This window comes from Thermodesulfitimonas autotrophica (assembly GCF_003815015.1).
Lineage (GTDB): Bacteria > Bacillota > Desulfotomaculia > Desulfotomaculales > Ammonificaceae > Thermodesulfitimonas > Thermodesulfitimonas autotrophica.
The window spans coordinates 415,951-440,878 of record NZ_RKRE01000001.1; the positions used below are offsets into that span (position 1 = coordinate 415,951).

General features: G+C 60.9%; 28 protein-coding genes. 2 read left to right on the forward strand and 26 right to left on the reverse strand.

Annotation, left to right across the window (positions count from 1 at the left end):
• Window positions 1-6: 6 nt before the first annotated feature.
• The 23 genes from EDD75_RS02110 to EDD75_RS11540 form a co-directional block, all read right to left on the reverse strand.
• Entirely contained in the window at window positions 7-1,557 is a 1,551-nt protein-coding gene (locus EDD75_RS02110) for a primase C-terminal domain-containing protein (protein ID WP_123927347.1), read from the reverse strand.
• Window positions 1,558-1,569: 12 nt separating this feature from the next.
• Window positions 1,570-2,736, reverse strand: coding sequence for a DUF2325 domain-containing protein (locus EDD75_RS02115; protein ID WP_123927350.1), 1,167 nt, complete (start codon window positions 2,734-2,736; stop codon window positions 1,570-1,572).
• 12 nt (window positions 2,737-2,748) lie between these two features.
• Window positions 2,749-3,792 carry a helix-turn-helix domain-containing protein gene (locus EDD75_RS02120; RefSeq protein WP_123927352.1) on the reverse strand — a complete coding sequence of 348 codons (1,044 nt, stop codon included), beginning with the start codon at window positions 3,790-3,792 and terminating at the stop codon, window positions 2,749-2,751.
• 81 nt (window positions 3,793-3,873) lie between these two features.
• Window positions 3,874-4,380 (reverse strand): metal-dependent hydrolase, encoded by a 507-nt coding sequence (locus EDD75_RS02125; protein ID WP_123927356.1) that lies wholly within the window; start codon window positions 4,378-4,380, stop codon window positions 3,874-3,876.
• Between the two features lie 4 nt (window positions 4,381-4,384).
• Window positions 4,385-4,939, reverse strand: a complete 555-nt coding sequence (locus EDD75_RS02130) for an ATP/GTP-binding protein (RefSeq protein WP_123927359.1) — start codon at window positions 4,937-4,939, stop codon at window positions 4,385-4,387.
• 107 nt (window positions 4,940-5,046) lie between these two features.
• A complete protein-coding gene (locus EDD75_RS02135; protein WP_211328041.1) occupies window positions 5,047-5,916 on the reverse strand; it encodes a tyrosine-type recombinase/integrase in 870 nt (289 codons plus the stop codon).
• Between the two features lie 329 nt (window positions 5,917-6,245).
• A complete protein-coding gene (locus EDD75_RS02140; protein WP_123927362.1) occupies window positions 6,246-7,940 on the reverse strand; it encodes a transposase in 1,695 nt (564 codons plus the stop codon).
• A 439-nt stretch (window positions 7,941-8,379) separates the two neighbouring features.
• On the reverse strand, window positions 8,380-9,804 hold the full coding sequence (locus EDD75_RS02145) for a spore germination protein (protein ID WP_123927365.1): 1,425 nt from the start codon (window positions 9,802-9,804) through the stop codon (window positions 8,380-8,382).
• A 37-nt stretch (window positions 9,805-9,841) separates the two neighbouring features.
• Window positions 9,842-10,198 (reverse strand): stage V sporulation protein AE, encoded by a 357-nt coding sequence (spoVAE, locus tag EDD75_RS02150; RefSeq protein ID WP_123927368.1) that lies wholly within the window; start codon window positions 10,196-10,198, stop codon window positions 9,842-9,844.
• Between the two features lie 12 nt (window positions 10,199-10,210).
• On the reverse strand, window positions 10,211-11,224 hold the full coding sequence (spoVAD, locus tag EDD75_RS02155; RefSeq protein WP_123927371.1) for a stage V sporulation protein AD: 1,014 nt from the start codon (window positions 11,222-11,224) through the stop codon (window positions 10,211-10,213).
• Window positions 11,225-11,257: 33 nt separating this feature from the next.
• Window positions 11,258-11,743, reverse strand: coding sequence for a stage V sporulation protein AC (gene spoVAC, locus EDD75_RS02160; RefSeq protein WP_123927374.1), 486 nt, complete (start codon window positions 11,741-11,743; stop codon window positions 11,258-11,260).
• Window positions 11,744-11,918: 175 nt separating this feature from the next.
• On the reverse strand, window positions 11,919-12,113 hold the full coding sequence (locus EDD75_RS02165; protein WP_123927377.1) for a dodecin family protein: 195 nt from the start codon (window positions 12,111-12,113) through the stop codon (window positions 11,919-11,921).
• Between the two features lie 94 nt (window positions 12,114-12,207).
• Window positions 12,208-12,966: a SigB/SigF/SigG family RNA polymerase sigma factor gene (locus EDD75_RS02170; protein WP_123927380.1), complete on the reverse strand. Its 759-nt coding sequence runs from the start codon at window positions 12,964-12,966 to the stop codon at window positions 12,208-12,210.
• 24 nt (window positions 12,967-12,990) lie between these two features.
• Window positions 12,991-13,413: an anti-sigma F factor gene (spoIIAB, locus tag EDD75_RS02175; RefSeq protein WP_123927384.1), complete on the reverse strand. Its 423-nt coding sequence runs from the start codon at window positions 13,411-13,413 to the stop codon at window positions 12,991-12,993.
• A complete protein-coding gene (locus EDD75_RS02180; protein WP_123927387.1) occupies window positions 13,406-13,759 on the reverse strand; it encodes an STAS domain-containing protein in 354 nt (117 codons plus the stop codon). Before EDD75_RS02180 ends, spoIIAB begins: the two co-directional genes overlap by 8 nt.
• A 129-nt stretch (window positions 13,760-13,888) precedes the next feature.
• The gene (locus EDD75_RS02185; protein ID WP_123927390.1) at window positions 13,889-15,037 is read right to left on the reverse strand and encodes a D-alanyl-D-alanine carboxypeptidase family protein; all 1,149 of its coding nucleotides are present in this window, start codon (window positions 15,035-15,037) and stop codon (window positions 13,889-13,891) included.
• 121 nt (window positions 15,038-15,158) lie between these two features.
• A complete protein-coding gene (locus tag EDD75_RS02190) occupies window positions 15,159-15,641 on the reverse strand; it encodes a phosphate-starvation-inducible PsiE family protein (protein WP_170157672.1) in 483 nt (160 codons plus the stop codon).
• Window positions 15,610-15,852, reverse strand: coding sequence for a hypothetical protein (locus EDD75_RS02195; RefSeq protein ID WP_123927395.1), 243 nt, complete (start codon window positions 15,850-15,852; stop codon window positions 15,610-15,612). Before EDD75_RS02195 ends, EDD75_RS02190 begins: the two co-directional genes overlap by 32 nt.
• 11 nt (window positions 15,853-15,863) lie before the next feature.
• Window positions 15,864-17,168, reverse strand: a complete 1,305-nt coding sequence (locus EDD75_RS02200; RefSeq protein ID WP_123927398.1) for a thymidine phosphorylase — start codon at window positions 17,166-17,168, stop codon at window positions 15,864-15,866.
• 139 nt (window positions 17,169-17,307) lie between these two features.
• Entirely contained in the window at window positions 17,308-19,920 is a 2,613-nt protein-coding gene (locus tag EDD75_RS02205) for an S-layer homology domain-containing protein (protein ID WP_123927401.1), read from the reverse strand.
• A 100-nt stretch (window positions 19,921-20,020) separates the two neighbouring features.
• Complete coding sequence (locus EDD75_RS11535; protein ID WP_211328042.1) at window positions 20,021-20,149, reverse strand: hypothetical protein; 129 nt, start codon at window positions 20,147-20,149, stop codon at window positions 20,021-20,023.
• Window positions 20,109-20,336 carry a ketopantoate reductase family protein gene (locus EDD75_RS02215; RefSeq protein WP_123927404.1) on the reverse strand — a complete coding sequence of 76 codons (228 nt, stop codon included), beginning with the start codon at window positions 20,334-20,336 and terminating at the stop codon, window positions 20,109-20,111. The genes EDD75_RS11535 and EDD75_RS02215 overlap by 41 nt, the downstream gene beginning before the upstream one ends.
• A gap of 75 nt (window positions 20,337-20,411) precedes the next feature.
• Window positions 20,412-21,101 (reverse strand): lytic transglycosylase domain-containing protein, encoded by a 690-nt coding sequence (locus tag EDD75_RS11540; protein ID WP_245963026.1) that lies wholly within the window; start codon window positions 21,099-21,101, stop codon window positions 20,412-20,414.
• 161 nt (window positions 21,102-21,262) lie between these two features.
• Between EDD75_RS11540 and EDD75_RS02225 the strand changes: the two genes are divergently transcribed.
• Complete coding sequence (locus EDD75_RS02225; RefSeq protein WP_123927411.1) at window positions 21,263-21,526, forward strand: hypothetical protein; 264 nt, start codon at window positions 21,263-21,265, stop codon at window positions 21,524-21,526.
• Between the two features lie 93 nt (window positions 21,527-21,619).
• Window positions 21,620-22,060: an Hsp20/alpha crystallin family protein gene (locus tag EDD75_RS02230; protein ID WP_123927414.1), complete on the forward strand. Its 441-nt coding sequence runs from the start codon at window positions 21,620-21,622 to the stop codon at window positions 22,058-22,060.
• A 129-nt stretch (window positions 22,061-22,189) separates the two neighbouring features.
• Here EDD75_RS02230 and EDD75_RS02235 read toward each other — a convergent pair whose 3' ends face one another.
• From EDD75_RS02235 to speB, 3 genes are read right to left on the reverse strand one after another with little or no spacing between them, the layout of a single operon-like run.
• Window positions 22,190-22,369 (reverse strand): hypothetical protein, encoded by a 180-nt coding sequence (locus EDD75_RS02235; protein ID WP_123927417.1) that lies wholly within the window; start codon window positions 22,367-22,369, stop codon window positions 22,190-22,192.
• A 4-nt stretch (window positions 22,370-22,373) separates the two neighbouring features.
• Window positions 22,374-24,035: a ribonuclease J gene (locus EDD75_RS02240; RefSeq protein WP_123927420.1), complete on the reverse strand. Its 1,662-nt coding sequence runs from the start codon at window positions 24,033-24,035 to the stop codon at window positions 22,374-22,376.
• 30 nt (window positions 24,036-24,065) lie between these two features.
• Window positions 24,066-24,926, reverse strand: a complete 861-nt coding sequence (gene speB / locus EDD75_RS02245) for an agmatinase (RefSeq protein ID WP_123927423.1) — start codon at window positions 24,924-24,926, stop codon at window positions 24,066-24,068.
• Window positions 24,927-24,928 lie beyond the last annotated feature (2 nt).

The window sequence follows — 24,928 nt, forward strand, 5'->3', positions numbered from 1 at the left end:
GCAGGGCTAAATCCGCAGGAGATGAACCAGCCACCGCCGCGGGTGCTCGACCAGAAAACCGGTCGGGTCGCGGGCCTTGATCCTCTTCAGCTCGTCGATCTTCTCGATCACGCATTCCGGACTGTGCCGCACCAACAACTCAATGAAGAAGCGGAGGTCCTCGCCGCTGGCTTCGGTCAGCTCCGCAAACTCGAAGCAGCACTTGATCGCGTTCTCCAGAAGGCGGGTCCCCGCGTCCTCCACTTGATCCGGTTGTGCTTTCTCCCGGCTTGTTTCTCCGTCGGAGTTTTTTGCAGTGTTATAGTTTTGCGCGGGAACTGCGTTCGCAATGGCGTAGGTCGTCTCCGCCCCGTTGCCCCTGCCCAGGCGCCGTGTGGAAACGCTCAGCAAGCCTTCGGCGACGAGCGCGGCGACAACGCCGTTCAGCGTGCGCTCGCTCACCCCGAGCTGCGCCGCGATCTTTCTCCTGCCATCGCGGGTTGTTAATGAGCCTCCCGCCTCCCAGATGAGGGCCACAAACCTTTCCCTGGCAACCTCCTGTACCCGCGGCCGGCCGCAAGGTCGCTTCACGTCACCACCTGCCCTTCTCGCAATCTGGTAACTAAACGCCATCCCGCTCAACTCCCTGATCCAGCGCGCCGCCGGCGGACGATTCAAACCGCGGTAGGCGCTCCGCACCGAAGCCCTGACCTCATTTTCCCGCAGCGGTGGCCGGTTCCGTTGGTTCCATTCGAGCATCGCCTGCAAGGTTTCTTCGTAGCTGTAGCCTGACCACCGGTGAGCCCGGGCCAGGGTAAAACAGGTGTTGTTGCGAACGCCTTCTGGAACGCCTTCGAGCAGCTTTTGCACCGCCGGGTGGCTCAGGATGTTCTGGATCGCGACCCGCCCGCCTGGCGCAGCCGTTGGGTATCCGTCGTCCAGGAGGACCAGGAAATCCCGCAGTTCGTATTCGACACGCTCGAAGCGCAGGATCACCCGCGGGATTTTTAGAAAGTGTTCCGGCGTCGCCGCCTTTACGTCCGCTCCGAAAGCCTCCGCCAGTGCCCGGAGTACTTTCGAATAAAGCTTCAAAGCCTTCTCCGTCGCCCGTACCCGCTGGATTTTCCAGAAGACATGGAGTCCGTGGGGCGTTTTTACCACCAATGACGGCAGCGGCAGGCCCAGCTCGGAGCAGCGGTCCAACACGTCCAGGTCGCAAGCCGCCGGATCGTCTACGTCAACCCAAAGTGCGTTGAGCCACCTTAGCGCGTCGCGGGTTTTCCGCCGCCGAGAGAAAAACGTGTTCGGCGTGAAATAGACCATTCCCGCGTCGATGAGCTTTTCCAGCGTATTCCAGGTCCGCGCCGGAATCGGCCGGAAGTCCGGTCCGGCAACGAAGCACCAGGCCAAGTTACGGAATTTGACCGCCCTCTTCGTTCCGTTCTCCTTCGGTCGCTCTGTCAGGCTGCCCGAGAGCAGAAACCGCAGGGCTTCCATCGCTTGCTCGCGAGCACTCTCCGGCCAGGGCAGCGCCGTAAAGTTCGCCTGTGCGATCTCTCCCAGCAGGGCCTCGAGCATGTAACCACCTCTTTAAGATTTGGCCGGACAAACATCGCAGGCTGGGCCGCGTTCTTTTTCTCTGGCCGCCAGATAGCTCCGCACGGCCGCAAGGACGGAGCCCGCTCCCGAGGAAGACGCCGTTAAGACCGGTATCCCCAGCTTCCTGGCCTCTTCTCTCAGGGGAGTGGTGATTTTGTGGCGACCGTATGCCGCGGTGATCACCACCAGGTCGGCGGATTTTAAGAGGTCAAGGTAGCCAGAGTCCGGCTCGGCGGCGTCGACAAAGACCGCTTCGGCGCCGAAGGACCCGGCCAAAGTTTCGCGGTAAGCTTCTTTCCGCCTGGGGTCCCCGGCGACCAGCACCCTCCTGCCCGCGAGCGGTCCGGGCGACGCGCCCCGGAGGGCGAGCTGCTCCCTGAGAGCGCTGTTTTCCCGGCGCAGGGCCTCGTTTTCGCGGGACAGTCTTTCCAGCGAGCGCCGCAGCTCTTCGAGCTGGCTCCGGTAGAAGAGCTCCGTTTCTTCGCTCCTCCGCAGGGCTTCGGCGGCCGCCCTCCTCTGTTCCCGCGCCTCCCGCGCCTTGTTTTTGAGCGCTTCCGAGGCGCGGGCGAGCTTCTTCTCCAGCCGGGCGCGCTCTTTCTCCAGGCTCCTGATCTCGGCGATCCTCCCGGTAACGAGCATCTCCGCGTCGCGCAGCCGCGATTCCGTGTAGGCCCTGCACTTCCTGAGCGCATGGCGCCGCAGGCACGTTTCGTAATAGGCGCGGAACTCCTCTTCGATAAAGCCCTCGGGAAACGCGACGGGCACGCCGTTCGCCCGGAACACGAAGCGCGCGGCGTCCGCGTCCCGGTTGGACCGGTCAATCCTCTCAAGCAGGGCTTCGGCCTCTTCGGGAGAGCACCGGGTGAAAGCCTCCGGCAGGTTTATCTCGGCCAGGATTTGAACCGCCTTCCGGACCTCCGGGCGGGGAAACCGGTTAAGAACGTAGGTCCCCAGCCTGTCGGCGCTCCTCCGCGCTTTTTCAGGAGCCCACCCACCGGCCAGGCGGAGCAAGATGTCTTTCTGGTCGGCGAGCGCGAGGCCGCACACGGCAAAGGCAGCGAAGCAGAACCAGTAGAAGTCCTCTTCGGTGCCCAGGTCGACGGGGACCCCGAAGGTTTCGCAGTCTTTCCGCAGACGCTCGAGTTCTTCGGTAAACATACCAGCACCCTTTCAGTTGCAGTAGAGCGACCGGAGGAGCTCTTTTCTCCCGCGCCTGTCTTCCTCGGACCACCACCGGGACTCGGCGCTTTCCGTAAAGGTGTGGTTCCGGCGCCTGCCGGGAGGGACGTTGCGCCGGTCTTCCTTGCCGCCCCCGCCGGCCAGGCGCGCGCAGATCGCTTTGAGGTAGAGGAGCGGTTTCCTTACTTCCTGGGCCTCAATCGCCTGGCGGAGTTCCTCTATGGCTTCGTACACGCGGGCGTAGCCGTGCTCCGCGAGCAGAGACCCGATCAAGAGGCGGTCGCCCTTCGAAGGCTTCACCCTCTTGATGCTCCGGTACTCCTGGACCAACTCGGCAACGAGCTCGTCGTCTTCCGTTACTGTTTTTGCCGCGGAGCCTGCTGTGCGGGCCTGCGGGCACTTATCCGCTGAGGGGGCCTCTCGGGAGGGCGCACGCGCGTGCACTTTTTCCCCAGGATTGTTTCCTTCAGGGGGGTGCTTGCCTGCGCCCTCCCCCCAGGAGGAGGGTAGGGAGGTGGGTACATCTTCTAGTTCAGTAGGTATTCTTATATGGGTATTGTTCGGGTCAACCTGCTTTACCACCTGGTCAACGTCGTTTACCACCTGGTAAAACTGGTTTACCACCCCCTCCTCCTTGCCGGTGATATTTTTTACCGGTGGTAAAGCTGCTTTACCACCCCCCTCTTTTTTGTCGCGGTCGGCCTGTTTCTCCGGTTCGGGGGTTACAAGGAGGTAAACGTTGGTCTGGTGTTCCTGCTTCGCGGTGACGCGGCCCGTCCGGACGAGCCAGCCCTTCTCCTCCAGCTCTTTCAGCGCCTTGATCACAGTTGGCTTGCTGAGGCCGCAGCGCGAGGCTATGGTGTTCAGAGAGGGATAGGCGGCCCTCTCCCCGTCCGCGCACCTGGCCAGATAAAGCCTCACCAGTTTCGCGTTCGCGGAAAGGTCCGAGTCGAACACCGCGTTGTGGTCCCAGAACCAGTCCTTTCGCCTGGCGTCCTGCAGGACGTCCGTAACAATAAGCTCCTTGTTAGCCATTGAGCAAAGCCTCCTCGAAAATTTTCCGCCCAAAAGAAAAAAGCGGCCCCGCCTCTAAAGCGGGACCGCCCAAAAAGCTAATCAGAGTTTCGCCAGCAGGCTTGCCGCCAGGGCTTTCAATTCAGGCCATGCCAGCCAGCAGCACGCCAGGAACATTCCGGGCGCGACAACCAGGCGCTCGAGCAACGACATCGGCTCCACCAGGGGTATCCTGAAGCGCGTCTTCAGCGGCCAGAGCCACGGCACTCCGGGAGGATTCAACGTGTCCGTGACGAGGTGCGAGAGGTAGCCGGCCAGAACCGGCACGAACAGCCATGTTTTGAACCCGTGCCCGAACAGGTACGTCAGCGCGAGCGAGACGGCGGTCGCGCCGAGCAAGGAGTGCAGGGGACCCCGGTGTTTAACGGACGCCTTCAGCGTCCAGGAAATCGGCGGGACCTTCCTGCCGATCCAGGAGTCCGGGCTGTCGATGTCGGGCAGGAGCGCCGCCAGGCCGGATATCCCGGCGGAAACCAGCGCCGTCTCCGTGTGCCCGGACAGGAGCAGCCCTGCGGAGACGCCCGCGAACAGGTGGGTGTACCAGAGCATGACATCAACTCCCCGCGGAAAACTTTCTCGAGCGGACGAATTCCAGGACGTGGGCCAGCCTCTCGCCGGGAGCGACTCCTTCCAGGCCGAGCACCTTCGCGCCGCGCAGGAGAGATAGCTCCCTGCGTATGCAGGCGTCCACCTCCGCGTGGTGTTCGCCCAGCCGGAACCCGTCCCCGCCGGACAAAACGAGCGGCGGGACGTAGACGATCAGGTCGAGCCTTCGGTAGGCGTGCAGCCGCGCCTTGAAGAAGTAGCGCTCCGCGCCTTCGTCCCCGAGGTACAGATTCCAGTAGGCGATGCAGTCCAGAGTGCAGCGGTCGCTGACGAAGCCCTGCGGGTGCGCCAGCTGCGCCCTGATCTGCTCCTCCAGGACCCGCTCCTGGAACTCCCGCGCGAGATCCGGATTCCGGAAAAGCTCTTCGCAGGTTTTGACCTCCATTTGCCTGGCCACCAGCCGGGCGCGCTCCGTGATCAGCGGCAGCCCGAGTTCTTCTGAAAGCGCCCGCGCCAGGGTGGTCTTCCCCGTGCCGTGCGCTCCGGTGATCGCGATCCGCAAAGCCTATGCATCCTCCTTTCAGGTTCTTATATTGATAAAAAAAAAGAGCCCCCGAGTAAGGAGGCCTTTTAAAAAGCGAGAGACAAGTTTCCGGCTCTTTGTTCGCGCTACTCCCAGCTCAGCTTTTCCACCGCTTTCTCCAGGTCGGTCCTGCCCGGTTTTGTGTAGACTGCCGTGGTGTCAAGCGAAGCGTGTCCGGCCAAAAGCGCAACCCGGTCCAAACTCTCCCCCGCGTCCACCAGCATCTTGCAGAAAGTGTGCCGGAGTTTGTGCGGGGTCACGTCTACGCCCGCCAGCCTGCCGAGTTCTTTCAGGCGCTTCTGGGCGGCGCGGGGAGTCATAGAACTACCGTTCCTACCGGGGAAAAGCCAGCCACCGGAAACGTCTTTCATGTATTCGGATAGGATCTTCCGGGCCGTGGCGTTCAGAGGTACCTCCCGGTAGGTACCGCCTTTGCCCTGTCTTACCTTAACGTGGCCGCTTCTGTCTCGGATTACGATGTCTTGTGTTTTAAGCGACAGGGCTTCGGAAATGCGCAAACCTGCGTGTAAAAGGAGCGTGAAGAGCGCCCTGTCCCTTGCCGTGCCGTGCTTCTGCACACTCCGGGCAAGGGCCGCCACCTCCCTCCGGTCAAGCCACCTCGGGGGCGGGGCCTCTCTCGCAGGCCGCTTCACCTCCTCCGCCGGGTTTGCCTGCGCCAGCCCACTCTTGCAGGCCCAGGTGAAAAAAGCGCTCAGAACGTCCAGGTGGAGCTTCACCGTCGCCGGTTTCCGCTTGCGGTTTTGCAGGTGACGGCGGTAGTCGGCCACGTCGAGTTCGGTCACCGCCGCCGGGTTAAAGGGTTCCCCCGTCGTCCGTCCCCACCAGGAGGCGAAGCACCCCAGGCAGGTCAAGTACGCCTTGACTGTGCCTGTAGCCAGCCCCCGACCAAGAAGATGTAGTTTGAAACCCGTCAGGCAATCGTCCGCATTACCCACCGAGCATTCCTGGTTCGTACAACCTACCTGAAATTAACCGGTTTTTACCGGATTTCAGGCAGGGACCCCTCCGAACCAGGCACGCACCTCCTTTCGCCTGAAATTTACCCCAAAAGGGGCAGGAAGTGTTAAGGGGTCCAGGCCCAGGAGTCCCACCCGGAGCCCAGACGGAACCGTTGATCCGGCTCCTGTCTCCAGGGCCTGCCCGCTTAGCCACGGGGGCACCCGCGAGCAGGTCTGCCTGAAGAGAGGCGGTGTCATTTCGCCGCCGCCCAGGCCGCCCTGTCAGGGCGCCTACCAGGTTTTTCCGAACACCCGGCTAAACAGAGTCACTGAAAAGCCAGAGCCAGACGCTTTAGCTTCCTCCAGACCGAGTTGAAGCTTGCCTGCTCCGTGGGGCAGAGCCCGTTGTGCAAGTTAAGCTTTTTCTCGGCCCGGGAGAGGCTGGCTCTGACCCAGCTCATCCCTTTTTCTTCCCCAGGCAAGGGACTACCAGACACCAGCTTCTCCTTTATCCGAGCAATGAACTCTCTTATCTCGCGGGTGATTTTCTCTTTTAGTCCCATGGCCCGGCGGCCTATCACCAAAGCTGCCGCACAATGAACCGGGATACTAAAGCGCTTTTGGTACTTCAAAAGCCCTATGGTGGAAGTGTGCCGGGGAGAGACGAGTTTATAGCCAACTCTCTCCTTCACCGCTCGGCGGAGTACCGCATGCAGTAGCCGGGAGAAGGGGAAGTTGGAAAAGAGCCGGTTAAGCTTTTTGCCCAGGACCAGCCGATCCTTGCCGAAGGAAAGGTCTTCTAAGGCCAGAGGCTTTCCGCAAGCTTTAGCTACCTCCACCACCGCCTTGGTTAAGACCCCGATCAGGTAGTCCCGGCGGTGGCAGGAAGCATAGCCTAGCTCCGGCACCCGCAGGTAAAGGAACCCCTGCGGGTAGAAGACGACCCGGAACTCTCCTTCGTACTTGTGCAGGCTCCTGGGAAAGACCTCTTCTAGCAGCGCTTTGATGCCTTCCGGCCATGGCTCGGGAAAGCCGTACTTGTTTAAGTTGGCCAGGCCCAGGCCGTCGGGGTTGGTGTCTACGGCTATTAAGCCTGGAGAGGAGTTGAACTCCGGCAGTTCCTCCAGTTCGAAGGTAAGGTAAACGATGTAGCGGCCGTCGAGGCGCCGGATGATCTCTGCGGAATAGGGTGCGTCCCTGCTCAAGAGCTCTAGCACCCTGGCCCTGTGCTTTTCCGGGAGCCAGAGCCTCCCCCTGACTTTAGGAGCCCGGCTCATCTTGGGGCGGCCCTTTTTGTCCGCACCGATCTGCTTTGAAAGGTGGGAGATGGTTACCTCCAGGTAGAAGTCCTGCTTTTCGTGATCGAAAGAGACTTTGATGTTGGGGTTGCCCCTTTTACTCGTGTCTCCCCTGGAGTAAAGCCGGTTTTTCCTCGCGGCCCGCCACTGGGTACGGGTGGCTTTTCCCCTGCACACCTTCCTCCAGAGCTTCCTACCGCCGAAGACGACCTTGGGCACGGTGCCGTTTCTTTTGTGCTCTCTCAGTTCACAGAGTTTTTTCTCCAGCCGGGCGACCTTCTTTTCCCGACCCTTTACCGCCAGGCGGAACTTCTCAAGCTTTTCCTGATCAGCACCTTCTTTTTCAGCGCGGGCAAGCTTTTTAGCAGAAAAGCTTAAGGCTTTCCTTGCCCGCCCGAGCTTCTTGCGGGTCTCTTCTATCTCTTTGTCGAGGAGCTCTTTCTGAGAGTCGAGGACGGCCTGGGCTTTGAGCCTGGCGTCGTCAACAAAGCGGGAGTTGAGGCCGAAAAACTCTTGCCCCAGCTTCTTTATCACGTTTCGAGGAAAACCTTCCAAAAGGCGCTTGAAGGCCCAGCGGAGGCAAGAAGAGAAGAGCCGCATTTCCGTCTGCAGGGGGTTTTCTTCTCCCCGGCTCCATTTTTCCGACTTAGAAGGTGGGAAGTCTTCCGGGAAGAACTCCCCGCAGACGGTGAAGATTTTAAGGTCTGGCTTGACCTTCGGCACTCTCCATCAGCTCCCGCGAGTTCCTTTTTCCCGCTTTCTTGATGGACAAAAACTTCGCGCTTTTATGGCAACAAGTCGTTCAGAAACAGTCTACTCTAGTTATGTTTTCCGCAGCTGCTGCATTCCTCCCCTCCGGTTTGGTTTTGCGAATAAAAAATCCTGTCTTAGCAAACCGCCTCCGGCCTGGTTTTGCGTCCTTTGGCGGCATTTTGCTTTGCAAAATCGAGGTTATGCGAACTGCCTGACCAAAAACGGCCGCCGCAGGCCCCGCCCTTTAGGGTTGGGGATAAAAAGTCGCTGAAAGATTCTGGCCCACAACTCTTCCTGAGCGTCGCGGCACAACCCGCTGAACTTATGCGCTTCGTTCCGCACATCTTCCCAAGTTTTTGCAGAACGCGACGGCTTCCTGGGCACTGCTCATTTTCCATTCGCTGTCGGGCTATAAGCTTCTGAAATGCGGTTGAAGCCAGTAACCACGCGGGTTTACAGGCCAGAGTAGCGACAAGGACACAATCGGCACACCGAAAGAACGCGTAAGCAAAAGAAAACTAAAGGCCACGACTGTGCCGATGATAAAACCAGGAAGGCGCAGGAGGCCGGTCAAAATGAGAATGAAAAGGCGCGTCAGCCGGTTTGCCTGCGCCAGCTCAAAGGATGGGGTTAAGAAGGTGCCGATTGCGGCTGTCGCCGTGTAAAGGATAACTTCGGGACCGAAAAGCCCGACCCGGGCCGCAAGGTCGCCAAGGAGGACGGCAGCGATGATGCCGGTAGAGGTAGCGATGGGGCTTGGGGTGTGGATGGTGGCCATCCGGATCATGTCGATGGCGACTTCCGCGATGAGGAACTGGATGAAGAGGGGCACTGCACCTATTTTTTTCGGCCCGATGAACTTGAGTTCCGGCGGCAGAAGGCCGGGTTCAAGGGATACCAAGAGCCAGAGCGGTGTTAGAAATACCGAAATAAACACCCCGGCGAAGCGAACCCACCGCAGGTAAACGCCGACCGTGGGGCTCTGGCGGAACTCCTCGGCGTGCTGGAGGTGGTGAAAATAGGTGGTCGGCAGGATCATTACACTTGGGGAAGTGTCTACTAGGACCAGCACGTGGCCGTCGAGCAGGTGTGCCGCCGCCACATCCGGCCGCTCGGTGTAGCGCACGCGGGGAAAGGGGTTCCAGTAGGTGCCCGGGGTGATGAGCTCCTCTACGGATTTTTCCGCCATCGGTAGCCCGTCGATTTTAATCTTATTTACCTTCTCCCGCACGCTGTCCACCAAATCCGGGTTGGCAATGTCTTCAATGTAAGCAAGAGCGATATCCGTTTTTGAACGGGCACCGGCGGTCAAATGTTCGATGCGCAGCCGGGGGTCGCGCACTCGCCGCCGGATGAGCGCGGTGTTATGGACCAGAGTTTCGGTGAAGCCATCACGCGAGCCGCGGGTAACTTTTTCCAGGTCGGGCTCGTCAGGCATACGGGCCGGGTAAACGCGAAGGTCAATGACGATCGCCTGCGCCTCGCCATCAATGAGAAAAACGGTGGGCCCGCTCAAAGCAGTATCGATGACCTCTTCGAGCGTGCCGACCGTCTTGACTTCGCCGAAGGTAACGTACCGGTAGAAAAGTTTCTTGAAGGTGTTCAGCGTGATTTCGGCAGCCTCGAGCCGCGCCAGCTCTTTCAAAATGAGGGTTAGCGGCTCGTCCTTAACAAAGGCGTCAACGAAGAGAAGGGCCGCTTTGCGGCCGCCGACTTCGATTTCCCGGAGGATGAGGTCAAAGTTTTTCTTAAAGACAAGCCGTTCGTCGAGCTTGCGGAGGTTATCTGCCAGATCCTTGGCCAAAGGAGTCTTTGTTTGCGCTTCAGCTACCATCAAACCACCTGCTGCCTTGTTTTTTAATCCGAAAAGCTTAACCCTTCGGCCGGAAGAGAAGGGCCGCGAAGTAGCCAAAGACGACCGCTGCGGTGATCCCTGCCGCAGCCGCGGCCACGCCGCCCGTGAAGGCACCGATCAGCCCATCGCGGGCTACGCCCCGGATTGCCCCCTGCGCCAGAATGTGGCCGAAACCGCTGAGCGGCACAGTGGCGCCCGCTCCCGCGAAGTTCACCAGTGGCTGGTAAAGACCGAGGGCGCTTAGAATGGCGCCGGCCGTAACCAATCCTACAAGCACGTGGGCCGGGGTTACCTTATGGCTTGTAAGGTCCATTAAAAGCTGGGCGACCACGCAGATTAAACCGCCAACAACAAATGCCTTAAGGAAAATCACAGCATTCCCTCCTCAGGCCTGGAGCACTACCGCGTGGCCAACCGCGGGGATGCTCTCGCCTTGCTGGGTGGTAAGCGGACTTAAAAGGGCACCGGTGCCCACGCCGAGAGCGCGTTTGAGCTTTCCCTGCTGAAATTGCTGCATAAGGTAGCCGCAGGTAACCACCGCGGCGCAAGCACAGCCGCTCCCACCCGCATGAACATCCTGTTTTCCCCGGTCGAAGATGAGAAGGCCGCAGTCGTTGTGGTTGCGGGTGATGTCGTGACCGTACTCGGCCATAAGCTTATGGAGCAATGCTGTGCCGTAAGCACCCAAATCGCCGGTCAAGATCAAATCATAATCTTCCACGCGGCGCTGGGTGTCGCTTAGGTGGCTGACAATGGTGTTTGCGGCAGCGGGAGCCATTGCGGCACCCATATTATAAGGGTCAGCGCTGCCAAGATCGATGACACGGCCGATGGTGGCGTGGGTAACCCGCGGCCCCGCACCGGACGCTGCCAGTAAGATCGCCCCCGCGCCGGTAACGGTCCACTGGGCGGTAAGTGGCCGCTGGGCTCCCTGCTCAGTAGGGAAACGGTACTGGCGCTCGGCGGTCGAATAGTGGCTCGAAGAGCCGATAAGCACGTACTGGGCAAAGCCCCCGTCGATGAGCATCGCCCCGAGGGCCAGTCCTTCGTAAATGGTGGAACAGGCGCCGTAGAGCCCGATGTAGGGAATGGCCAGCGCCCGGGCTACAAAATTCGCCGAGATAATCTGGTTTAAAAGGTCGCCGGCCAGCAGGTAGTCGACATCCTGCGGTTTGATATTGGCTTTGGCGAGAGCCTTTTCCAGCACCTCCTGCAGCATCCGGCGCTCGGCTTTCTCCCAGCTTTCTTCCCCGTAATACGGGTCCTCTACCACCTTCTCAAAGGTGTTGGCGAGCGGTCCCTCGCCTTCCTTGGCACCGACGATGGTAGCTGTCGCAAGGATTACCGGCGGGTTGCTAAAGGCTACTGTTCCTATCCCCACTTTTTTCGGTGCCGCCATAAAAATCCCCTCACAGGCAACACGTAGTTTTCTTCAGGAGCCGACCGGCGGGCGCGGCCCAAAAAAGTAGTAGAGCATCCCCGCCAGCCACGCGGTCACGATACCAAAGACGAGAATGGGACCTGCGATGACGAAGAGCCGTGCGCCCACGCCCAGTACCAGGCCCTCGGTGCGGGCTTCGAGTGCCGGAGCAACCATCGAATTGGCAAAGCCCGTAATCGGGACGATCGTGCCCGCCCCAGCAAAGCGGGTAATCTCGTCGTAAAGTCCCAGACCAGTGAGGAACGCGGCTATCAGAACGAGCACGATCGAGGTAGCGGCGCTGGCATCGAGGATGCTGAGCCCCAGACGCTGGAAGCCGCTCAGGAAGGCTTGACCAACAAAGCAGATAAGCCCGCCAACCAGAAACGCCCAGAGGCAGTTACGCAGTACTGGCGGTTTCGGACTCATCCTGTTTACCAGTTGCTGGTACTGTTGCTTCTGCATCTCAAGCGGTTTGCTCGGGTCGAAAAGGCGCATGCCCTTCCCTCCCTTGATCTTCCCTCTTCGTTAGCCGGTTGCTGCCGCGTTCCGCCGGAGGCAAGCAGGGTGCCTGCACCGAACAGAACGCTGCCCGCCGCGATGCTGGCAATTACTGGTTAAAACCTGCAGGACACCACTGCTGGTGTCCTGCCTTACTCAAAAGCGTTTTTTCTCAGCCTAGATAGGCGACCTTGACGTTGGCCTTGTACTCCTTGATCTCGCCGTTTTCCACGTTAGCGGTGAGGTTGATTACCTCGACGCCGGTAATGCTTCCCAGCGTCCGGGCAGCCTCGCTTACTGCTGCCTGAACGGCGTCCCGCCAGCTACTGGACGATTCCCCCACCAGCTCAGCGACTTTAACGTGCACGCGCCATCCCTCCTTAATGATTCCCGTCAAGGCGTATTATGGCGCGCCGCGCCGCTACTTATACCTGGAAAGCCACTCCTTAAAGACCTGCCGTCTAAAACTCCTCTCCTGCCGCTTCCTGGAGGCGCCGTAGTGCCTGGCGCTCGATACGCGAAACTTGGGCTTGGGAGATCCCGAGTTCCGCCGCAACCTCCGCCTGGGTCATATCTTCATAAAAACGCCAAACCAGCACCTGTCTTTCCTTTTTAGGGAGGCGGGAAAGCAGGTCGCGGACGGCGATCCTCTGTAGCCAAGTGTTTTCATCCGCCGTAACCCCGGCTATCTGTTCCTCCCGCCGAATGGCATCGCTCCCCTCGCCGTAAACGATATCCTGTAACGATGCCGGGAGCTGTGCCGCCTCGCACGCCGCCACCACTTCTTCCGCCGGCAGCCCGACAGCGGCAGCTACTTCCGTAAGGGTTGGTTCGCGCCCCAGGCGGTTGGCCAGCGCTTCCCGGACCCGGTTGGCGCGCGCCGCAGTTTCCTTAAGGGAACGCGAAACCCGCACCGGGCTGTCATCCCGCAAAAAGCGCCTAATCTCGCCGATTACCGCGCTGACCGCGTAAGTGGAGAACTTTACCCCGTAGCGAAAGTCAAACCTGTCGATAGCCTTTAAAAGGCCGATACAGCCCACCTGAAAAAGATCCTCGTATTCATAGCCACGCCCGCCGAAACGCTGCACGATGCTGGCCACGAGCCTGAGGTTCCCCCTGACCAGTGCTTCACGTGCCGCCGCATTTCCTTCCTGCGCCTGCCGCAACAGCCGGTGCGTTTCCTCGTCCGTCAGCAGTTCCTTCCCCGCGTTATCTGCCATCAAGCGACCGCCTGCCGCACCAAGTTAATGCCGGGTAGCCAGTTGCTTGCGCATGATGACCCGGGTGCCCTGGCCGGGAACCGAGTCCACCTTTACCTCGTCCATAAACGTTTTCATAAAGGTGAAGCCCAAGCCCAGCCGCTCCGGGTCGCTCGTCTGCTCGGGCTCCATGGCCCGGGCGACATCCTCCATTCCTTTTCCGGCGTCCTCCACGCAAACCTCGATGGCGTCGCCGTAGAGGATGCCTTCCACGATAACAATGCCGTCGGGCGAATTGCCGTAGCCGTGGATGATGGCGTTGGTCACCGCTTCGGAAACCGCACCCTTGATCTCGTCCAGTTCCTCAAGGGTGGGGTCCAGCTGCGCCGCGAAAGCAGCAACCGCCACCCGCGCCAGCCCCACGTTTTCCGGACGGCTCGGGAATTCGAGGCGAAAACGGTTAAGCACCCGCCCCACCTCCCGCAAGCGCCCGCACTGCCTGGGCGCGGGAATTAAATTCCGGCGCAATCCGGAGCAGACCGGATAGCTCCACAACCCGGCGAACGGCAGGTTTTAGCCCGGTAACCGCAAACTTCCCGCCGGTGCCGGTCACCCGCTTGTAGCGGCCGAGAATGACGCCCAGGCCCGTGCTGTCGATAAAGCTGACGCCGGCGAAGTCGACGACCAGGTGGCGGGCGGCGAAGCCTTCTATCGCTCTATCGAGCCTTTCCCGCAACTCCGGAGCCACGCGAAGGTCTATCTCTCCCTTAAGCGCGGCGACCAGAACCTCCCCCGTTTTTTCTATCTCTACCAAGACTGCAACCTCCCGTAGCGTTTAGGTAAAAAAGATTCGTTACCGGAGGCGGCTTTTCCTGCTAATTCCTGGTAAAAAATAAGAGGCCCCACCGTGGGGCCCCACCAAATCTGAATCACCGGGCGGGCGCTACATTCCGTAAACCTGCCGGCAGGCCTTATACAGCAGCCCAAAGAACCCGGCACGTCCCACGTCCCGTGCGGCCACAAGTTCCACACGGAGCACCTCTTTCCCCTCTTTTAGGACCTGCCAGGCGCCCACCGCCTGCCCTTTGTAGACGGGCGCCTCAAGACGCGGCGGCAGCAATAGCCGGCGGGTGATCCCCTTGTCCTGGCCGCGGGGTACGACAAGGGTGATCTCGCTTCCCGTTAGGACATCGACGCTGTCCACCACCCCCCGCTCAACAGGGAGGGTGGCAACCCGTAGCTGCGCCGGCGCCAGGCGTACGGCCTGGTAGCGGGTAAACCCCCAGTTATAAAGCCTTATCGACTCGCGGAAGTGGGATTTTTGTTCGGGGCAGCCAAGGACCACACCGATCAACCGGAGCCCGTCCCGGATAACGCTTGAGGCCAAGCAGAATCCCGCTTCCTCCGTCCAGCCCGTTTTGCCGGCATCCGTTCCCTTATACCACCAGAGGAGTTTGTTCGTATTCCAGAGCTTGAACTTGCCGTCCCGTAGATCGTATTCTTTTATCTGGGTTAGCTCCCGAAAAAGCGGGTGGCGCAAGGCTTCGCGCAAAAGCACCGCCTGGTCGTAAGCGGTTGAGTACTGTCCGGGTGCCGGGAGGCCGGTAGGGTTGACGTAGCGGGTATTCTTGAGGCCGAGCTCGCGGGCCCGCTCGTTCATCGCCGCCACAAAACCCTCCGCGCTGCCGGCAACGTGTTCGGCTACGGCCACGCTCGCGTCATTTGCCGAGGCGGTGGCGACGGCAATCAGCAGGTCCCGGAGGCTCATCTCTTCCTGGGGAGCAAGAAAGATCTGGGAACCGCCCATCCCGGCAGCGTAATCACTGGCGGTTACCACGTCCGCAAGCTTGACCTTTCCCTGCTCTACCGCTTCGACAGCGAGCAGCAGGGTCATCATCTTCACCATGCTCGCAATCGGCTGCCGGCGGTGCGGCTCTTTAGCCCAGAGGACGCGGCCGTTATGCGCTTCCATCAGGACGGCGCTTTTTGCGGTGGTGGTGAACTCAGGGACGGCCGCCGCCGCGCGGGCCGGTGGTGCCAAAAACCACAAAGACAAGAGGAATATTTCTAAAAAGACAAGTCGCCGAGGCATCCGGACCCCTCCAAAAGCCCTTTTTAAAAAAGTCTTCCCTTTTACAGGGTGACGCTATACTGCTCCGGGCTTCTGAAGTGGGGTGCCAAGCCCCCAGGCGGGGATAGAAAAGACCGGGACGTTATGCGGAAGGTTTCTCTCCCGGTTGTCTGGCGCGGCCTTCTGGTTCGACCACGGCGCAGGTAAGGAGCCAGCGGATGACGCCAAGGCCAACCAGCGCCGCCAGATGGAATAAGCGAAGTTCGAGACTCATCTGCTCGATGTCCGCAATAAGTATCTTCCGCACGGTCGCCGCGATGGCGACATCCACGAAAACGGCAACCTGCAGCCGGTGGCCCGCCAGGTAGCGGATTTCGGTGGTGATGAGCTCGGATACGGTCCAGAGGATGAGAAGCGTGCCGAGCGCGTGTAGCAACCCTTCGACAAGCTTCTGTTTATAGATCAGGGTGACACAGATTTCCCGCATAAACAGCCACAAGGTCAAAAGCGCAATGACAACAAGGCTGACACCGAGGAAACTGTGGATTATACGGTTGAAAAGATACATCCCCCGAAGAAAAAGCGGCTGCTCCTTAAGTACGACGCCCTTTTTTTCTGCTGCCAAACTCCTCTCTCCCCTTACGAAAATCATCAATATTTTTCAACATCCAGCGGAAGAAAAGAGCCGAAAATGGGTAATAAAGCCCCAGGAATACAAACAAAAAGACTAAAACAAGTATTTTCGGCGTTCTGGGAAATGAAAGATATAGCAGAGCTGCTGCTCCCAAAAAGAGCAGCCCGGCAATCACCTTAAGCCACTGCCAGCGTTCGCCCATTTTTAGCCCCCTTACTTTTCCACGACCGCACACACCAGCGGGCGGGTCTTAGGAGGGTTGACGGCAACCGTGAAAGCGCCGGCCAGCAGTTCCTGCGCCTCCGCCACTCCCTTTTCCCGGGCAAGGATGTACGCCAGCGGCTCACCCGCTTCGACCCGGCTGCCCGTCTTGGCCACAAGAAGCACCCCGACCGCCGGATCGACACCTTCCTCTTTGCGGCGCCGACCCGCACCGAGAGCCCGGGCAGCTTCGCCTACCGCCAGCGCGTTGATCTGGACGACGTAGCCGGCACGCGGACTTAAAACGGGTATCTTCTGTGGCGCCTGCGGCAGTAACTCCGGTTCGTCCACTACCCGTGGGTCGCCGCCCTGCGCGGCCACCCATTCCCGGAATTTCCCGAGCGCCTGGCCGCCGAGCAGCAGCTCCTCCAGCCTGGCCCGCGCCGTTTTAAGGCTCACCGCAAGGCCGCCAAGACAGAGGGCCCGGCTGCCGAGTTCGAGGCAGAGCTCCGTCAAGTCGAGCGGCCCCCGCCCTTTGAGGGTGGCAATGGCCTCGGCGACTTCTATGGCGTTCCCCACGGCGTAACCAAGCGGCTGGTCCATGTCGGTGACCAGCGCCACTACCCGCCGGCCGGCACGCTTCCCGATGGCCACCATCAACCGCGCCAGCTCCTGAGCCGCCGCCGCATCCTGCATAAAGGCACCGCTACCCGTCTTGACGTCGAGTACGATCACGTCAGCGCCACAGGCGAGCTTTTTCGCCATCACACTGGCAGCAATGAGCGGGATGCTGTCAACCGTAGCGGTCACGTCGCGGAGAGCGTAAAGTTTCCGGTCGGCGGGAACAATCTTCTCCGTCTGGGCAGCCACCGCCACGCCGGTGCGGTTTACCTGCGCCACAAACTCCTCCCGCTCCATCGCGGTTCGAAAGCCCGGGATGGCCTCTAACTTATCGATGGTGCCGCCCGTATGACCGAGGCCCCGCCCGGACATCTTAGCCACCTTGGCCCCGGCCGCCGCCAAAAGCGGTGCCAGAACGAGGGTGGTCTTATCACCAACGCCCCCGGTAGAATGTTTATCGACTTTGACGCCCCTGATTCCCGAAAGATCCACCTGTTCCCCAGAACGGGCCAGCGCTTCGGTCAGCGCCAGCGTTTCCCCGGCGTCGAGGCCGCGCAGGTAAGCAGCCATAAGCCAGGCCGCCGCCTGGTAGTCAGCCACTTCCCCCGCCACGTACCGGTCAATGAACCACGAAATCTCCTCCGGTGACAGACGTTCCCCATCACGCTTTTTTCTGATAATGGCGTAGGCCTCCAAAAAAAATCACTCCACTTCGAAAATTATCCGCCTTTAAGCAGCCGGGAGCTTTTAGGTTAGGGTTCGCCAGGCAGGGTCTAAATTCCTGCTTCGGAACTGCTCCGCCGCTCGCCGCACTTTCTAAGCAGAGATTCTGGGGCTACGCCAGGCGCTCCAGGTGGTATCTCAGCGCGCGCGCTACCAGCGCCGCCGCTTCAGCCCGCGTTGCCGTGGCGAGCGGCCGGAAAAACCCGCCCGACCCACTGACAAGCCCGGCGGCCGCCACGCGCCCAACTGCGGGAAGCGCCCAGCGCGGAATCTGCGCCGCGTCGCGGAAGGGCTGGGCCGTGCCTTCCGGGAGGGCAAGGACCCGGTCGATAAGAACGACCAACTCGGCTCTCGTCAGCGGTTTATCCGGCCGGAACCGCCCATCCGGGTAGCCCGTGACTACATCGCGGGCCGCCGCCGCCCTGATGCCCGGCAGGGCCCAGGTCGGCAGCGCGTCGCGGAAGGGCAGCGGCCCACCACCCGGATCGGGCCAGCCGAAGGCTCCCGCAAGCATAACGGCAAATTGCGCCCGGGTAAGCGGCGCGTCGGGGCGGAAGGAGCCATCGGGAAAGCCGCGGATGACCTCCCGCTGGATAAGGGGCGTCACGGCGGTGCGCGCCCAGTGGGTGGCAAGGTCGCCGGGTTCGCGTGGTGCCTCCTCGCGCACGGCCACCGCCAGCTCGCCGGAGCCGCTTAGTCGCCCTAACAGGGCTGCCCCATCCTCCAGAGACGGCTGCGCCCGCCAAAAGCCCTCCTTCTGACGCAGGAAAAAGACGGCCCGGTCGCAGGGACAACTTTCCTGCTGCGGCAGCCAGCGGGCAAGGCACGCTGCCCCGGCAGGCAGCTCGCCGGAGGAACGTAAAATAAGCCCGTCGCAGAAGCGGTAACCGGTAGGCAAGCCGGAGGCGGTAGCAAGCGGCGCGACCTGCAGGGCCACCGGCCTGTCGAAAATACCCGCGGGAAACCTGAAGGTAAAGTTGCCCTCCCGGATTTCGCCGCCCTCCGGGCCTACCCAGTGAAATTTTTCGCCGGCGGCGGCAACTTCTACAGGCACCGTTGTCTCCAGAGCGCCAAAGCGCGCCTTAAGCCAACCCGCCGCAGTTTCTTTGCCGGCGCAGAAAACTCCGTCCGCCACGCTTCCTATGCCGTCCTGCGCCGTCCACTGCACGCAGCCTGCCGGCAACGTCCACGTGCGGCCATCCTTCCCGTGAAGCCGGACGATCAGCCGCACCTGTTCCCCAGGAGCCAGCCGGATGCGGGCCGGCGTAACCTCGAGACGGGCCATATCCTCGCTACTGAGCACCTTCACCCGGAGCGTCCCGGTTGCGTTACCCGCCCTGGCGCTGATAACGAGAGGGCCTCCTGCCTGCGCCCTCAACTCGCCGCCGTCAAAGCTGCCCGCGCCTTCCGCGACCGTCCAGGTGACGGCTTGGGGATCGACCGGGTAAGGGTTAAAATAAGCGTCGTAACCGGCAGCCTGGTAACGATAGGGTAAACCGGCGATGATTTCCCGCGGCCCCCGGACCACCAGGCCCGTAAGCTCTCCCCGCGGCGCAGTGCTGAAAACCCCGATGGCATCGGGTACCCGTCTTTCTGCACCCCTTGCGGGTCTATTCACCAGCACAGGCTTGAACTCACCGAGCGGGCGAACAGCCAAGCTGGTTGAACCGCCGCCGTCGAGATTAAGGGCGCGCCAGGCGCCCAGGCGTTCCGCGAGGAACACGGCAAACTCTTTCAGGGTCAGGCCGGTGCTATCCGCGCTCTGCTCTACCGCCACGAGGTAGAGAGTGCGGTTGTCCCGGGAAAAAGCGACCGCCGAACGTGCTTCCCGTCCGCCGCTGCTCTGGGTCAACCGTTCGACCGGTTGTCCGTCTGCCACCAGAAGGGCGTAGCCGCCCGCCGCCAACTGCATCTCGATATAGGAAGGATCCACGCGGTAATAGACCGCCACCGGGTCCCCAACTTGGAAATTGTCGAGCAGAAAGGCGGCCGCCGTCCCCTGCCCGCGCAGGACATAGCCGTTAGGAGGGATCGGCGCCCCGGGTTTATCCCAGCGAATTTCCTGCACCTTGCCGTCCGCAACGACCAACTCTGCCACGCAAGCGTTGCCCTCGCTACCGCGGGAAATCTCCCCCCACGCGGGCGTATAAAGATGAAGGGCGTCGGCATCCGAATTGGCGGGCTGGCCGTTAACCAGGGCTTGGTACGAAGGCTTATTGATCCCGGCGAGAGGGTAAAAAGAAAGCCCGTTCGGGGCGACCACCTCTCCGGCAAAGGAAAAGACATCGATGAGCGGGCGGCCATCCTTCATCAGGGCAAACGCGTAATAGTCGTTCCGCTTAAGCGGGCTCGTCAGGAGCTGGCCGTCCGCAACGGCAAGGCCCAAAGGGTGCTTTCCTTCCTTAAGGTGAAAGTAGTCAGCGTTGAGCGCCGCCACGGCTCCCGCACGCTCCGCCATCTCCCGGACCGTCAGGGTGCCGGAGAAACTCCTGTTGTCCGCGCCAAAGAGAAGGCCAAGGCGCACGTACGGGTGAGCAAGATCGACCTCCAGAAGGCAGATCCGCACCGGACCCCCGTCCGTCTGTTGGAGAATCTCCCTGAAAAGGACGCCGGCCGCCACCGGTTCTTCCCGCACTATCTCTGCCAGGGCGGGCAGAGGCTGGATCAGCACGGCAGCCAGGAGCCCTAGAAGCAGGATAGCCTTATAAAGCAACCGGCGCACCATATAAAAACCTCCGTTACGAAGACACCTGCGCAGTGCCTTAATCCCCCTTCGTCAACCCACAATTAATCTAGCCGCGAAAACCCTTCCGGCAGCAAACTTTTTACGGCCAGTTCGCCAATCCAACCTGCGGGCTCGACTCCGGAAGACACCTCTTTTCCCGGAAGCGGATTAACGCGGTCACTACGGCGTTATAAGGGGTCGGAATGCCGCACGCAGCGCCGTACGCCACAATCCGGCCGTTCAACGCGTCGATTTCGGTTCTCCTCCCCCCAAATACCCTCGATAAAAAGACCCTGCCGCGCTACGGCCTCCAGGTGCCAGGGGCGACCGAGCAGCGTCACTTCTTCTCCTGCCAGGGATAGATAACCGCCGAAAACCGAACCCAGCGCCCCGGCACCGATGACCAGTACGCGCAAGTCTATTCCTCCCGTGTCAAACCAGCACTATTTTTAACGCCCCGCTACCGCCGATAGAGCGAGGCGGGGCCGCGTTTACTCCGGCTTTTCTTCCCCCGTGGCGGCGTGGAGCAGGTACTCCGCCAAAGCGTAGCGCCACACCAGCGCCAGGGCGGCGAGTTTTTCCGTCTCGCCAGCCGGTGTTTCTGTATCTTCTAACGGGTTTCCCGACCGTAGCCCTGCTGTTTTCGCCGCCGCCATTTCCAAGCGCTCGCCGGCCTCCGAAGAAGGCACCGCCTCAGCCGGACACCCGCTCAGTTGCAAGACCTTAGCGACGTAGGCCCTGGTTTCCGCGAAAGGCGGGATGCCCCCGTACCGCGCTACCGCACCCGGGCCGGCGTTGTAAGCGGCCAGCGCCAAGGCCTCATTCCCCCCGAAACGGTCGAGCAGCGACCGCAGGTAGGCCGCGCCGGCAAAGATGCTTTCCGCAGGGTTAAAGGGGTCCCGCACACCTAGTGCCCGGGCGGTGCCCGGCATCAACTGCATGATACCCTGCGCCCCGGCCCGGGAAACCGCCCGCAGGTTAAACCCAGACTCAACCTGGGCCACCGCCCGCAGGAGTTCCGCGCGTACGCCGAACCGGGCCGCGGCGGCGGCAAAGAGCGCTTCCAGCCCGCCACCCTGCCGCGTAGCGGCTTCTAAGGCAGCGGTAAAGCCCGCCGGACCCGCACTGCCCCCGCCCTTTACGCCTGTGTTGTTCACCTCGGCTTCCCACTGCACTTTCACCGGCATCGCCTCCTCTTTATAATTTTCGGCAGCGGTTCCTTTTTCCCTCGTAAGAGGAAGAAGAGTTGTGCTAAAATTTGTACCGGGTTTCTTCTCCCGGACCGGCGCGTCGCGCCAAGCGCGCCAGCCGGCTATCACTCAATTAAGGGAGGAATCTTGCGGTGAAGCTGAATATTAAAGAGGCGGTAGCGCATTTTAAAGCGAATCAGGAAACGATCCCCGTAGCCGCCATTCGTAAAGGAGACTATGCCTTTGCTGTTATTCCTGAGGAGCACCTCTACCTCGTTGTAGAAAAGGGCGGCACGGGCATCTTTCTCGCCCGTCTGGGGCCGGACCTGCTGCGTCTCAAACCCCTCACCCCGGAGGAAGAAAAGGAAGCGCGTGCCTACGCTATCCGGCGTCTTGCAGAAGCAGGGCTCCTGTAAAGACGGGAAACTTGCCCCTTCCCTTTTTTTGGCCGCTCAGGTATAATAACGGTTAGAAGGCCTCTAAATCTTAAAACCGGGGGGTGTTTACCGATGCCGTACCTCTTACCGTGGGACCCGTGGCGGGAATTACGCGAAATGCGGGAGGCAATGGAAAAGGTTTTCGGCAGATTTCCGCGGCTCTTCCGGGAAGAACAGTTAGGGGCGTGGCTGCCGGCGGTCGACGTCTTCGAGCGCGACGACAACGTCATCGTAAAGGTCGACCTGCCGGGCGTGGATAAGAAGAACGTCAGGATCTTCGTTACGGATGAAGAGATCACCATCCAGGGCGAGATGAAGCGGGAGGAAGAAGTAAAAGAGAAGAATTACTACCGGAGCGAGCGGGCTTACGGAAAGTTTTCGCGGACCATCCCGCTGCCGGTAGCGGTGGACCGCGACAAGGCCAAGGCGAGCTTCAAGGATGGTGTGCTGGAAGTCGTGATCCCGAAGGCAAAGGGGGCGCAAGCCAGACAGGTTGAGATCACGCCGGAATAGGGGACAGGCTTTAGCCCCTGCGCCCTACGAGCGTGAAAGTGAGACCCCGGATAATCGTCCGGGGTCTATTTTTTTCAGTATGAGCACCTGTCTTGGCTGAGCTTCTCTTGCGCGATCGGCCTTGCCGCACTACTCCCGCACCCGGAACACCAGCCGGCCCGCCGGCCGCTGCCGGCGCCGCAGGGGAATTACGCGGGGCAGCCACCAGTAGAAGAAGTCGATAAGGGTCAAAAAGACCGTCGCCAGCACGAAACCACTTTTAACCTTAAAGCGCGTCTTAAAATCGAGCCGCTGCGTCTTAACCCGCATCGCCTCAAACCTCCATGATGATCGGCAGGATCATCGGCCGGCGCCGGGTGCGCTCGTAAAGGAACCGGCCTAAGATGTCACGCACCTGCGCCTTAATGCTCGCCCACTCATTAAGCCCTTTTTCCTGGCACTTCTCCAGCGCCGCGCGCACCTGCGCCTTAGCCTCCTCGAGCAACTCCTCTGCCTCCCGCACATAGACGAACCCGCGGGAAACAATATCCGGTCCCGCGACTACCTGCCCCGATTCCTGACTTATCGCCAGCACCACAATGAGGATGCCGTCTTTGGCAAGCTGCTTACGGTCCCGCAGCACAATATTGCCGACGTCACCTACGCCCAGGCCATCGACCAGCACCCGTCCTGCGGTCACCCGCCCGGCGAAACGGCCGCCCTTGCGGCTGAACTCGACGACCTGTCCGTTCTCCGCCACAAAGATGTTTTCCGGTTTCACGCCCATTTCCCGGGCCAGTTCCGCGTGGCGCATCAGCATCCGGTACTCCCCGTGGATGGGGATGAAAAACTTCGGCCGCGTTAAGCTGATCATCAGCTTCAGCTCTTCCTGGCTCGGGTGTCCCGAGACGTGGAGCCCCGAGACGGTTTCATAAAGCACCTCCGCACCGCGCTTGAAAAGCTGGTCGATCACCCGCGCCACCAATTTTTCGTTGCCTGGAATCGGCACCGCCGAAATAATGATGGTATCGCCCGGGTAAATCTCGACGAGTTTGTGGTCGGCCATCGCCATCCGGGTTAGCGCAGACATCGGTTCGCCCTGGCTTCCGGTGGTGAGAATCACCACCTCGTGGCGCGGCAGCCGGTTGGCCTCTTCTAATTCCACCATCGTCCCCGGCGGTATCTGCAGGTAGCCGAGCCGGTGGGCCACCGTCACCACGTTGACCATACTCCGGCCGGCAATCGCCACCTTACGGCCGAACCGGTGGGCGACAATTATTGCTTGTTGAATCCGGTGGATGTTCGATGCGAAGGTGGCGATCAGGATGCGGTTGCGGGAACGCCGGAAGGTCTCCTCAAAGGTTTCGCCAACCACTCTTTCCGACATCGTATAACCGGGGCGCTCCGCGTTGGTGCTATCGGAAAGCAGCACCAGCACCCCTTCCTCACCTAATTTGGCCAGCCGATGGAAATCGATCCGCTCCCCGTCGACCGGCGTGTAGTCAACCTTGAAGTCGCCCGAATGGAGGATCACGCCGAGCGGCGTATGCACCGCCACCGCAACCGCGTCGGGGATGCTGTGGGAGACCCGGATGAATTCCACTTTAAAGTTGCCAATCGTCAGAAGATCGCGCGGCCGGACCTCCCGGAGGTCAGCCTTGAAACCCGGAAGGTGCTCCTCGAGCTTCCCTTCGAGCAGGCCAAGGGTCAGGCGGGTGCCGTAGATCGGCACGTCGAAGTGGGGCAGGACATACGGAATCGCCCCGATATGGTCCTCGTGACCGTGGGTCAGGATAATCGCCCGGAGGCATTCCTTATTTTCCAAAAGGTAAGTCACATCGGGGATGACGACGTCAATCCCGAGCAGCTCATCTTCCGGGAACATCAACCCGCAGTCGATGACCAGGATATCGTCACCGTACCGGATCGCGAGCGAGTTTTTACCTATTTCGCCGAGGCCGCCCAGCGGTATTATCTGTACCTTTCCTTCGCGCACGGGCTCACCTCCCTTCTGTTGCTTTGTCTCTTATCCGGTCAGGATCATTACCAACTCCCTTATCACCTTTGCCGCCAAAAGCGGCGCTAGCCCGGCCGGGTCGTACGCCGGATTAACTTCTACGAGGTCAAACCCGACCACGTTAAGCCCTTGAAAACGATAAACCGTCTCTAACAGCTCGGCAACGCCGATCCCGCCCGGCTCCGGCGTTCCCACCCCGGGAGCGTAAGCGGGATCAACAACATCGATATCGAGCGTTACGTAAACGGGCCGCGCCCCTATCTTTTCTCTGACTCCGGCGAAAGGCTCGGCCACCTTGAAGGGGTGGAATCTGGTCATTTCGCGGGCGTACAAAACCTCTTCCCCGTCGGCCGAGCGAATACCGAACTGGTATACCCGCCCCGGCCCGAGAAGCTCCACCACCCGCCGCATTACCGTAGCGTGGGAGAGCTTGACACCGAGATACTCGTCACGCAGGTCGGCATGGGCGTCAAAGTGAAGCACCACAAGCTCCGGGTAAAAGTGGCGCGCGGCCCTGATCACCGGCAGGGTGATCAGGTGCTCGCCCCCGATCAGCCCCGGTATCTTACCGGCCGAAAAGAGCCGGGCCGCCACGTCTTCGACGAGGGTCAGCGCCTCCGCTACGTGGCCGTGGGGCAGCGCAATATCGCCGAGGTCGCAAAACGGCAGGGCGCGGAGGTCCCGCCCCAGCTGGAGGCTGTACTCCTCAAGACACTGTGAAAAATAGCGGACGGCCCGCGGCCCATCCCGCGTCCCGGGCCGGAAAGAGACCGTGCTATCGAGCCCGGCGCCCACGAGAACCACCTTTGCGCGTGCCCAGTCATCACCCGCGGCGAGGAAAAGACCGTCGCGAACGATCCCGGTGAACATAC

Bases quoted from the DNA above. Each gene is read 5' to 3' on its own strand.
- EDD75_RS02205 (WP_123927401.1), bottom strand. From the start codon at position 19,920: ATGGTGCGCCGGTTGCTTTATAAGGCTATCCTGCTTCTAGGGCTCCTG.
- spoVAD (WP_123927371.1), bottom strand. From the start codon at position 11,224: ATGGCGGCACCGAAAAAAGTGGGGATAGGAACAGTAGCCTTTAGCAAC.
- EDD75_RS02170 (WP_123927380.1), bottom strand. From the start codon at position 12,966: ATGGCAGATAACGCGGGGAAGGAACTGCTGACGGACGAGGAAACGCAC.
- EDD75_RS02110 (WP_123927347.1), bottom strand. From the start codon at position 1,557: ATGCTCGAGGCCCTGCTGGGAGAGATCGCACAGGCGAACTTTACGGCG.
- EDD75_RS02185 (WP_123927390.1), bottom strand. From the start codon at position 15,037: ATGCCTCGGCGACTTGTCTTTTTAGAAATATTCCTCTTGTCTTTGTGG.
- EDD75_RS02235 (WP_123927417.1), bottom strand. From the start codon at position 22,369: ATGCGGGTTAAGACGCAGCGGCTCGATTTTAAGACGCGCTTTAAGGTT.
- EDD75_RS02115 (WP_123927350.1), bottom strand. From the start codon at position 2,736: ATGTTTACCGAAGAACTCGAGCGTCTGCGGAAAGACTGCGAAACCTTC.
- EDD75_RS02195 (WP_123927395.1), bottom strand. From the start codon at position 15,852: ATGGGCGAACGCTGGCAGTGGCTTAAGGTGATTGCCGGGCTGCTCTTT.
- EDD75_RS02125 (WP_123927356.1), bottom strand. From the start codon at position 4,380: ATGCTCTGGTACACCCACCTGTTCGCGGGCGTCTCCGCAGGGCTGCTC.
- EDD75_RS02120 (WP_123927352.1), bottom strand. From the start codon at position 3,792: ATGGCTAACAAGGAGCTTATTGTTACGGACGTCCTGCAGGACGCCAGG.
- speB (WP_123927423.1), bottom strand. From the start codon at position 24,926: ATGTTCACCGGGATCGTTCGCGACGGTCTTTTCCTCGCCGCGGGTGAT.
- EDD75_RS02230 (WP_123927414.1), top strand. From the start codon at position 21,620: ATGCCGTACCTCTTACCGTGGGACCCGTGGCGGGAATTACGCGAAATG.
- EDD75_RS02145 (WP_123927365.1), bottom strand. From the start codon at position 9,804: ATGGTAGCTGAAGCGCAAACAAAGACTCCTTTGGCCAAGGATCTGGCA.
- spoVAC (WP_123927374.1), bottom strand. From the start codon at position 11,743: ATGCGCCTTTTCGACCCGAGCAAACCGCTTGAGATGCAGAAGCAACAG.